Source organism: Halogeometricum sp. CBA1124, assembly GCF_009741955.1.
Lineage (GTDB): Archaea > Halobacteriota > Halobacteria > Halobacteriales > Haloferacaceae > Halogeometricum > Halogeometricum rufum.
On sequence record NZ_WPCD01000156.1, the window covers coordinates 1 to 8,685 of the forward strand.

Genomic DNA, 8,685 nt, shown 5'->3' on the forward strand with positions numbered 1-8,685 from the left:
CGTCGGCGTCCTCGCGTTGCTCTCCGGGTTCGCCTGCTTCTACTACGGCGCGCGGGCGCTCGAACTGCGGCGCGCCGTCGCCCGCGTGAACCGACCGGACGACCCCGCCGAGAACGTGACCGGCGTCGACGACGCGCGATGGCGTGGTTGCTCCCGCCGGAGGAACGACCCGAGATGCCCGCGGACCCGGCCGAAGACATCTCCGTGGAACGCGGCGTCGCCCTCCTCGCCCTCGGCGCGGTGGTCTGCCTATTCGGCCTCCTCAGTTTCTAGCCGCAGCGACTTCGCGAACACCACCGTCGGGTACGACTCGTCGTCCACCTCGTACGAGCCCTCGCCGACCGCATCGAAGCCGCGGGCGCGGTAGAACGCGCGGCCGTCCTCGTTGTCGGCGAACGTCTGGAGGACGAGTCGCCGCGCGTCGCCGTCGGCGGGGGCGGCCCGTTCGACGTGCGAGAGGAGGGCGGAGCCGACGCCGTCGCCCCAGTCGTCGGGGCGAACGTACAGTGCGCGCAGTTCGGCATCGTCGGCCGGGACGAACGACTCCGTGCGGTCGGCGTCCCAGACGGCGTGTGCGAACCCGACGACACCGGTGTCGACGTCGACGGGCGGCGAGTTCGCGGTGCCGGGCGACGAGTCTGCGCCGGCCGCCCCCGCGTCGGACGTGGCGACGAACACGTCGTCGTGGAGCGTCACGTCCTCGTACGCCGCTTCGAGTCGGTCCAGTCGGTCGGCGGGTACGTCCGCGGCCGGCAGCGACGCGGCCGGGAGGATGTGGTCGAACGCGGCGCGCCACGCGAGACGCCACGTCCGCATGGCGTCGCAGTACTCCGCGAACGAGGCGACGGGGCGGACGGTCACGGGACCCTGCATCACGGCGCTAGACGGGTTCGTGCGTAAAAGGTGATACGACCAGACAGACTCCGTCGGCCGCCGAGTGCCGGGTTCGGCTCGGTTCGGGTACGATGTGGCTCTTCTCAGGAGTCGTCGATCGCGGCGCGCAGGGCCGCCTCGGCGCCGCCGGCGAGTTCGCGTGCGCGGCCCTCATCGCGGGCCTCGGCGTAGACGCGGACCTTCGGTTCGGTGCCGGAGGGCCGAACGAGCACCCACGCGTCGCCGTAGTCGAGGCGGTAGCCGTCCGTCGTGTTCGGCGTCGCCTCCGAGGAGTCGGCGTAGTCGCGGGCCGCCTCCAGCATCGCTTCGAGTTCCGCCTCGTCCTCGTACGCGAGGTTGACGCGGACGTCACGTAGTCGGTGTAGGGGGCGATGACCTCGCTCACCGGTCGGTCGGCGACGAGTTCGAGGAACTTCGCGGCGGTGTAGGCGCCGTCGCGCACGAGTCGGTAGTTCGGGAAGAATATCCCCCCGTTGCCCTCGCCTGCGATGGGGACGGACTCGCCCTCGGCCCACAGGTCGCGAATCCGCGTGATGAGGTTCGTCGCGCCGATGGGCGTCAGTTCGAGGTTCGCGCCGACGTCGTCGCAGACGTCCACGAGACGCTGGGAGACGTTGACGGCGGCGACGGTGGTGTCGCCCTCGTCGAGGTGGGCGGCAGCGAGGGCGGCCAGCGAGGCTTCGCCGGCGACGAACTCGCCCGCCTCGTCCACGAAGACGGCCCGGTCGGCGTCGCCGTCGTGAGCGATGCCCACGTCGGCGTCGCTGGCCTTCACGAGGCGGCAGAGGTCGCCGAGTTTGCTGCCGACGGGTTCGGACTCGCGGCCGGGGAAGTGGCCGTCGGGGTTGGCGTTGACCGTGACGACCTTACAGCCGAGTTCGCGGAAGAAGTCGGGGCTGGTGAGACAGCCGGCGCCGTGGCCGGGGTCGAGCGCGACGGTCAGGTTCGCGTCCGCGATGGCGTCGCCGTCGACGGCGGTCAGGAGGTCCTCGACGTACTCGCGGTTCGCCGAGTCGACGTGCCGAATCTCGCCAACCTCGTCCCACGACGCGGTGGCGAACTCCTCGGCGAGGACGTGGTCCTCGATGCGTTCGAGGTCGGCGACGGCGAGTTCGACGCCGTCGTCGCCGACGAGTTTGATGCCGTTGTACTCCGGCGGATTGTGAGAGGCCGTGATGACCACGGCCGGAACCTCCTCGGCCTCGCAGTAGCGGACCGCGCCGGGCGTGGGGACGGCGCCCAGCACGTCCACGTCCACGCCGACGCTGGTGAGACCGCTCGCGGCGGCGTTCGAGAACATCTCCCCGGTCGTTCGCGTGTCGCGCGCGACCACCGCACGGTCCGACCCCCAGACCGTCCCGGCCGCCTTGGCGACGCGCAGGACGAACTCGGGCGTGAGGCCGTCCCCCACGACGCCACGGGTCCCGCTCGAACCGAACAGTTTCATTACCAGTTGCTGATTCGCCCGGCATCAAAGCGGTTGCGAATCGTACCCTCCGGCGGGTTTCGTTCGCACCCGTCGCGTCCGACTCGTCGTCGTCCGTCGTTCGACCCCGCTCGGTCCGCCGTCACCGCCCACTTTCCGCCGTCACCGTCACCGCCCACTTCCCGCCGCCTTCGGAGACTTTAGGCGCACCGGCGCCCACGCTCTCGCATGTCCGAGGCGTTCCCGACGTTCGAGGTGATTCCGGCGGTAGACATGCAGGACGGCGAAGTCGTCCAGTTGGTGCAGGGCGAACGCGGCACGGAGAAGCGGTACGGCGACCCCGTCGCGGCCGCCGAACGCTGGGTGGACGAGGGGGCGTCCACGCTCCACCTGGTCGACCTCGACGGCGCGTTCGAGGGCGAACGCCAGAACGCCGACGCCGTCGAGGCCGTCGTCGCCGCCGTCGACGTGCCCGTCCAGTTGGGCGGCGGCATCCGGACGGCCGCGGACGCCCGCGAACTCCTCGAACTCGGCATCGAACGCGTCATCCTCGGCACGGCCGCCGTGGAGAACCCGGACGTGGTCGCCGAGATAAGCGAGACGCACCCCGGCTCCGTGATGGTGAGCCTCGACGCGCGGGACGGCGAAGTCGTCGTCTCCGGGTGGACCGAGGGGACGGGATTGGACCCCGCAGAGGCCGCGGCGCGCTACGAGGAACTCGGCGCGGGCGCGATTCTGTTCACCGACGTGGACGTGGAGGGGAAGCTAGAGGGGGTCCAGACGGACGTGACCCGCCGCGTCGTCGACGCCGTCGACATCCCCGTCGTCGCCTCCGGCGGCGTCGCCTCGCTCTCCGACGTCCGGGCGCTGAAGGACGCGGGCGCGGCCGCCGCCGTCGTCGGGACGGCCCTGTACGAGGGCGCGTTCACGCTCCGCGACGCGAACGACGTCTGACGCGCTACGGCGACCGTTCTCCGTCCGCCGACGCGGCCGTCGCCGACTCGGAGGCGTCGTCCGGTCGGCGCTCTCCGCCGTCGTCCGTCCCGTCGCTCGCGCCGTCCATCGCGTCACTCTCCCCGTCACCGTCGCCGTTCGCACCGCCGCTCTCGCCGTCACCGGTGCCGTCGTCCGGACGGTCGAACGCCGGCGGGGCGTACGTGTAGAGGTAGCCGTCGTGGAGGACGTAGTACGTCCCCGCCTCGGCGTCCTCGACGACGCTGCTGTTCGTGTCGATGGCGAAGTCGACGAGGTCCGCGAGCGACTCGGCCTCCGCGCGGGGGCGTTCGAACGCCGAGGCGGGCAGGTCGATGGCGTGAATCCACTCGTCGAACTCCGACCGGGCCTCGCGGAACGAGAGCCGTTCCGTCTCGGCCGGCGTCGGCGGCGCCAGACGGCCGCGCCGGCGCGCCCAGACGAGTCCGACGGCGCCGCCCAGTCCGACGCCGAGGAGCACCGGCCCCCCGAGTTGCCGCACCGGCCCGTACCGGTTCGGCACGGTGACCGTCCGGGTCGGCGCGTGCCGGTCGGTCGTCGGCCCCGGGTCCTCGACGGTGTACGCGTTCCCCAGTCCGACGGGTAGGGCGTACCGCTCGGTCCGGTCGACGGACTCCCCGTTCACCGTCCCCGTCAGCGTGACGGTGGCGCGGACGAGCGCTTCGGTCTCGCCGAGCGACGCTCCCAGTTCCTCGTCTATCCGGTCCGTCTCGCGTGCGAGTTCGGTGGCGTTGAACGAGAACGGGACCTCGACGGACTCGCCGGGTGCGACGCCGCGCGCCTCCGACTCGCCGAGGTTCCGCGTCCGTTGCCAGTACCGCGTCTGGACCGCCCCGGACTGGTTCCGCTCGACGGCCTGCAACACCACGTCGGCGTCGACGCGGAGGGTCAGCGACCCGCCCTCGCTGGCGGCGTACCCGTACGTGAAGTTGCCGTCGAGTCGCGGCGCGATGGCACCGTAGTACGCCGACCGGTCCGTCAGCGTGGCGCCGACGGGGTACACCGGGTTCGGTTCCGTGACCGTCGCGGCGTGGCCGAACTCGGCCGTCGTCTCCCACCACGCTCCCGGACGCTCCTCGACGTGCGTCCCCGGGTCGACGTGAGTCGCGTACGTCACCCACCCGCCCGCCGCGGCGAGGACGAGCATACACCCGACCACCAGCGCGAAGTTGCCTGTTATCACTCCCCGTGCCCGAATCTCCCAGTCAGACATCGCTCGTCTGTCGAGAGAGTAACACGATAGTAACGTCGTGGGTAACGTAGTTTCAGGTCTCGTTACAGGCGTGACGTTGGAGCGCGCCGGTCACTCGCGGGCGTACAGGCCCCGCACCGCCCGTCGAATCCGCCGCCGCATCGGCACCGCTCGGTTCCGACTGCGATTGCGGACCCGACCCGACCCGACGAGGGCGACGGCGAGGAGGTAGAACGGCACGCCGAGGAGGGCGTCGACGGCGACGATTGGTGCCCACGGGTGGACCCGGTAGAGCGACTCCGTCACCGAGTGGGGAAGCACCGCGAGGTAGCGGTGTTCGGCGACGAACCGGCGGTAGTACCCCGTCTGCGGCGGCGCAGACAGCGTCACCGTGGCGTTGGCGACGCGCCGGCCGTCGACGGTCAGTTCCTCGGGGTGGACGGCCACGCCCTCGCTGGCGGGTTCGAGGAAGACGTGGACGGGGACGAACCCGCCGTTGCCGACGGCGTAGGTGACGTTCGCGGACGTGCCCGCCGGAATCACCGTCGGTCGCTCGGAGTCGAACTCCGCGCTGACGACGCCGTACTGCTGGGTGCCCGCCGGTCCGACCATCGCCGCCGTCGCGCCGCCGACGAGGAGGAGAGTGAAGCCGAGGGCGAACAGGCGTGGGTCGATACCCTCGTCGCGGTCCGTCTCCCGCAGCCGACGCTCCCGCCCGTCGCCGCGGAGTTCGCCGACGAGGTAGTAGAGGGCCGTCGCGCCGAAGAACAGGTCCGCGAGTCCCTGCGGGCCGAGGAGGGCGCGCGTGCCGAGGAGGGAGGAGACGGTCCGTTGCACCGCCTCGACGGTGCCCCGGATTCCCGTCACGGCGGTGCCCAACTGCGGAATCACGACGACGCTCCCGCCCACCTGCCACGCCTCGGCGACTATCTGCGCCTCCTTCACCGGCGGTTCGTCGCCGTCCTGGTCGGTGAACGGGTTCGCGTCGCCCCTGGTGACGTACCCTTGTTCTGTCTCGCCGACGATTCGGTGGGTGGTCAGACCGCCGCCCTGTATCTCCTCCGCGCGGAAGACGACGACGTCGCCCACCTCGGGTTCGTCGGTGAGGGCGGAGGGGACGGCGACGAACCCGTCACCCGGTTCCATCGTGGGGGCCATGGAGCCGGTTTCGACGTAGCCGAGGAGAACGGGTTGGCCGAGGGCGGCGCCGGCGATTAACAACAGCAGAACGACACCGACCCACAGTTCTACTGCCCCAACTACGAATCGCTTCGACGCCATTCTGACAGCCAAAATAAAGGATTACTGCGGATAGTTATTGGTAACGTGAACGGAGGTGAGGGGCTTCTCTTATGGACCTTTGCCGGCGTCCACGTAGTCCTGTGAGTATGCCAGCACGACTATCTCTCCCGTCACATCGAGGTCCGATGGGTTGCTGGGAGTGTCGAATATGTACCAGTCGGGGCTGAGCGAGTCCCCTGGGGCGAGGACGTGGTCATAGCTACTCGGATCCAGAGATGGTCGATTCGTCGAATTGGACGACGAAGCACGGTACGCGCTCGGGAGCGCTTTCGGTCCGTTTATGTCTTCGGTGCTGATGTCGTCGTCGTACCAACCATTCTGATTGAATCCGGCATCACGGAGTTGATTGTACATTCCATCGGAACCGGCTTCGGACGGCTTCTCGGCGGGACCGGTTCCATTCTGGAACGCGTAACTGGCACTCCCTTCATCGATGAAGATACCGACGTTTCGATTGCTTTGATTCTGTATCTTGAACACGTCCGCGATTTCGATATCCGCTCTTCCGTTCAGATCGTCGAAGTTTAGCGCCAGCAGGCCGTCGCTATTGTAGGATGCGTAGTCGCTCGTTGGCCGCAGTTTCAGCTGCGCGGAGGCATCTCCCGTAGCCTCGACACTCACACCGCGAGTTGCGCTAGTCCTACTAAACGCCCCAGTTCCAGTCATCGCCGCCCCACCGGCGGCGAGCGATCCTAACGCGGCCAGATACTTTCGTCGTTGCATTGTCGTAGTTGTCTCCTGTCGCACCCGGGCCACCGCGACCCGTCGTGCTCACTTCCCACGTGGACCGGACACCATATTGTTACAGTTCGAACATTTCCTGACGAACGCGCTCCCGGCACGTCGCCAACCGACTCCGCGCCCGCCCGTTCGCCCCGATTGGTCCCCCGCAAACGGACCCCTCTCCCACGAGAGGTGACCGGTCGCCGAACCTTCACGTCGGATTAAACCCGCGTATTCCCTCGATACGGCCCGATTCGGCTCGAAAGCCGAGCGAACGCTCGCCGCCTCGACGCGATTCGAAAAAGAGGGGGTCGGCGATTCAGGCGTTGTCGTCCACGTCCTCGGCGACGATGGTGAAGTCGTCGTCGCCGGCGAACACGCCCGCCGCCGCCACGTCCCGCAGGTCGATGCGGACGCCGACCATCAGGGGGTCGTCGCCCGGTTCGAGAGTCGTCGTCACCGTGGTGTCGTTGCCGTAGTCGCCGTCGCTTGCGTCCTCGCCGAAGTAGAACTCGATGCGATCCTTCGCGTCCTCGATGTGAACCGCCAGCGTCTCGTCGCCGGTGTTGTTGATGCGGAACGCGTCGTCGAACGAACTGACGGCGTCCTCGTTGAGTCCGTTGCCGCCGTCCGGGTCGTTCGCGAAGTTCAGGCGGAACGCGCCGTCCAAGTTCTCGACGGCGAAGCCGTTGGCGGCCCCCTCGCGTATCTCAAGATACGCGCTGCCGTCGCCCGCGACGCTGGCGGTGATGTTTCGCTCCGCCGTGACGTTCGAGACGGCGGCGGTGCCGAACACCGCACTCCCCGCCGCGGCCAGTACCCCGAGTCCCCCGATGAACGTTCGTCGTTGCATGGTGTGTCCGCCCCGCGAGTGCGTTCGCGGGGCTCACGTCCGTCGACGCCCGCCGAACCTATTGTTAGAGTTCGAACCTCGCGTGACGAACGCGGTCCACGCCCGACGCAAACGCGTCCCGACGCCGATAGGTCGGCACGCGGCGACTCTCCGACAGATGCGGTCGTCCCGCAGAACTGAGTTTCACGCCGGCTTAATCGAACGATGGGTGTGATTGCGGGTCGCGCACACGCGGTCTTCGTACGCGGGGGGTCGACTCCCCCGGTGTGTAACTAAAGACCCCGGTTCCATTGGTGTGGCTGCGATGACAAGTGGGGCAGCGTCAGGGGGGTCACGATGAGTGAGGGGACTCACCTGACCGAAAACGGGCAGTATCGCGAGGCGAGCGAGTCGTCGTCGCCCGCGGACGCGGTGACCGACGACGACGAGGCGGACGACGGAGCGCGGGGGGACGACCGACAGCCGACGCACGAGGCGCTGTTCGAGGCGCTGAGCAACCAGCGTCGCCGGTTCGTCATCCACTACCTGAAACAGCAGGGGGCCGACGAACCGGTGGAGTTGGCCGACCTCTCCGCGCAGGTGACGGCGTGGGAGCAGGGAATCGACGCCGAGAGCCTGTCGTACGCCGACCGGAAGAACGTGCACACGTCGCTGTCGCAGTTCCACGCGCCGAAGTTGGAGGACCTCGGCTTCGTCGAGTTCGACCGCGAGGAGAGCGTCGTCGAACTCACCGACCGCGCCGAAGCGGTGAACATCTATCTGGAGACCACGTCGGGTCGGGAGTTGGCCTGGGGGCCGTACCTGCTGTTGGTCTCTTCGATACTCTCGGCCGTCGTGTTCGGCTCGCTCGTGGGCGTCCCGGTGCTCTCGGGACTCTCCCACGAGTCGCTGGCCGTCTTCGTCGCGGTGACGTCGCTCACGTCCAGCGCGGTGTTCGCCTACGACACGTGGACGCGGATGCACGTCGGGCACGACGGCCCGCCGCCGGAGCGACCGACCGATGAGGCGAGCGGGGATACTCCTCGTCGCCGCCGGTCTCGTGGTCCTGACGGCGATACCGACGGGGGGGTCTGAGCGCGACGCAGGCGGACCGTGGGGTGACCGGAACCGTCGCCTCGGACGCGAGCGCGTACGTGGGCGTCGAGATGCGTCTCGAACGGGAGCGACCCAGTCCCGGAAACGCCAGCGCGCCCGGTCTGACGGGCTCCGTCCGTCCCGACGCCAGCGTCCGGGCGAACGGGTTCCGGCCGGCGGCGAACGGAACCGTCGGTCGAAGCGGCGAGTCGCCGCCGGCCGCCGCGC

9 protein-coding genes and 1 pseudogene are annotated in these 8,685 nt (G+C 69.0%); 4 read left to right on the forward strand and 6 right to left on the reverse strand.

All coding sequences use genetic code 11. The features are described from left to right. Positions 1-138: 138 nt before the first annotated feature. Positions 139-273, forward strand: coding sequence for a hypothetical protein (locus GJ632_RS24835; protein ID WP_255473588.1), 135 nt, complete (start codon positions 139-141; stop codon positions 271-273). On the opposite strand, the gene GJ632_RS15910 is transcribed toward GJ632_RS24835, so the two are convergent. Together GJ632_RS15910 and glmM are read right to left on the reverse strand one after the other, a co-directional pair. After that, positions 250-873: an N-acetyltransferase gene (locus GJ632_RS15910; protein WP_191453462.1), complete on the reverse strand. Its 624-nt coding sequence runs from the start codon at positions 871-873 to the stop codon at positions 250-252. The genes GJ632_RS24835 and GJ632_RS15910 overlap by 24 nt on opposite strands. Before the next feature lie 104 nt (positions 874-977). After that, a pseudogene (gene glmM / locus GJ632_RS15915) lies at positions 978-2,341 on the reverse strand (phosphoglucosamine mutase). Positions 2,342-2,548: 207 nt separating this feature from the next. Between glmM and hisA the strand changes: the two are divergent. Continuing rightward, positions 2,549-3,274, forward strand: coding sequence for a 1-(5-phosphoribosyl)-5-[(5-phosphoribosylamino)methylideneamino]imidazole-4-carboxamide isomerase (gene hisA, locus GJ632_RS15920; protein ID WP_191453463.1), 726 nt, complete (start codon positions 2,549-2,551; stop codon positions 3,272-3,274). 4 nt (positions 3,275-3,278) lie between these two features. Here the strand turns inward: hisA and GJ632_RS15925 are convergent, their stop codons facing one another. The 4 genes from GJ632_RS15925 to GJ632_RS15940 all read right to left on the reverse strand — a co-directional run bounded on the left by GJ632_RS15925 (position 3,279) and on the right by GJ632_RS15940 (position 7,383). Beyond that, entirely contained in the window at positions 3,279-4,526 is a 1,248-nt protein-coding gene (locus tag GJ632_RS15925; protein ID WP_191453464.1) for a DUF5305 domain-containing protein, read from the reverse strand. Between the two features lie 90 nt (positions 4,527-4,616). Then, complete coding sequence (locus GJ632_RS15930) at positions 4,617-5,786, reverse strand: signal peptidase I (RefSeq protein WP_191453465.1); 1,170 nt, start codon at positions 5,784-5,786, stop codon at positions 4,617-4,619. Between the two features lie 69 nt (positions 5,787-5,855). After that, complete coding sequence (locus GJ632_RS15935) at positions 5,856-6,530, reverse strand: hypothetical protein (RefSeq protein ID WP_191453466.1); 675 nt, start codon at positions 6,528-6,530, stop codon at positions 5,856-5,858. 319 nt (positions 6,531-6,849) lie between these two features. Beyond that, positions 6,850-7,383 (reverse strand): DUF1102 domain-containing protein, encoded by a 534-nt coding sequence (locus GJ632_RS15940; RefSeq protein WP_191453467.1) that lies wholly within the window; start codon positions 7,381-7,383, stop codon positions 6,850-6,852. A gap of 336 nt (positions 7,384-7,719) precedes the next feature. On the opposite strand from GJ632_RS15940, the gene GJ632_RS15945 reads away from it, so the two are divergent. Continuing rightward, positions 7,720-8,457 (forward strand): transcriptional regulator, encoded by a 738-nt coding sequence (locus GJ632_RS15945; RefSeq protein ID WP_191453468.1) that lies wholly within the window; start codon positions 7,720-7,722, stop codon positions 8,455-8,457. Positions 8,458-8,480: 23 nt separating this feature from the next. Continuing rightward, positions 8,481-8,685: hypothetical protein (locus GJ632_RS15950; RefSeq protein ID WP_191453469.1), on the forward strand; the 205-nt coding region annotated here is incomplete at its 3' end.

Bases quoted from the DNA above. Each gene is read 5' to 3' on its own strand.
- GJ632_RS24835 (WP_255473588.1), top strand. From the start codon at position 139: ATGGCGTGGTTGCTCCCGCCGGAGGAACGACCCGAGATGCCCGCGGAC.
- GJ632_RS15910 (WP_191453462.1), bottom strand. From the start codon at position 873: ATGCAGGGTCCCGTGACCGTCCGCCCCGTCGCCTCGTTCGCGGAGTAC.
- hisA (WP_191453463.1), top strand. From the start codon at position 2,549: ATGTCCGAGGCGTTCCCGACGTTCGAGGTGATTCCGGCGGTAGACATG.
- GJ632_RS15925 (WP_191453464.1), bottom strand. From the start codon at position 4,526: ATGTCTGACTGGGAGATTCGGGCACGGGGAGTGATAACAGGCAACTTC.
- GJ632_RS15930 (WP_191453465.1), bottom strand. From the start codon at position 5,786: ATGGCGTCGAAGCGATTCGTAGTTGGGGCAGTAGAACTGTGGGTCGGT.
- GJ632_RS15935 (WP_191453466.1), bottom strand. From the start codon at position 6,530: ATGCAACGACGAAAGTATCTGGCCGCGTTAGGATCGCTCGCCGCCGGT.
- GJ632_RS15940 (WP_191453467.1), bottom strand. From the start codon at position 7,383: ATGCAACGACGAACGTTCATCGGGGGACTCGGGGTACTGGCCGCGGCG.
- GJ632_RS15945 (WP_191453468.1), top strand. From the start codon at position 7,720: ATGAGTGAGGGGACTCACCTGACCGAAAACGGGCAGTATCGCGAGGCG.